Source organism: Bartonella sp. AA81SXKL (assembly GCF_042196945.1).
In the GTDB taxonomy this organism is placed as follows: Bacteria; Pseudomonadota; Alphaproteobacteria; order Rhizobiales; family Rhizobiaceae; genus Bartonella.
In genome coordinates this window covers 1-500 of sequence record NZ_JBHIRH010000454.1, presented here as the reverse complement: position 1 = coordinate 500, position 500 = coordinate 1, and the positions used below count along the sequence as shown (strand labels likewise).

At 35.4% G+C, this 500-nt stretch carries 1 pseudogene; it reads left to right on the top strand.

The features are described 5' to 3' along the window. Positions 1-141: 141 nt before the first annotated feature. A pseudogene (locus ACFINZ_RS12215) lies at positions 142-500 on the top strand (hypothetical protein); the annotation flags it as partial.

Genomic DNA, 500 nt, shown 5'->3' with positions numbered 1-500 from the left:
ATATATAGAGAAAAACATCATAAAAACTTTCTCGTTCAATGTCTTATAAAAAGAAACCATTATGATTGGGGAAACTCATCATTGTTAAGATTGGTCATAAATACCAACAACGAATGATAGAGATATGAAGGGGACATAAAAATGGAATACAAATACAGAGGAACGTTTGAAGATTTTCAAAAGACAATTTGCGAGGCTGGGTATTGCATTCTAGAAGCTAAACTTCTACCACATCAATCCCCTGGAACATATCAGATCAAAACCTTCTGTGGAGGAGTCATTATTTGGTTTGAAAAAACAGGAACACTCAGCTTTCAAGGTAAAGACCCCGCGGCGAAAAAGCTAAAAGAAGATTTAACTCCATATATAGAACAAAAATCAAAGACTCCTTCCCCAAAAACTTCTTCCAATACCTCAAATAAAAAAATCTTTATCGTTCACGGTCATGATCATGTCTCCTTAAAAGACCTTGAACTTTCTCTTCGCAGACTTGGGTTCGA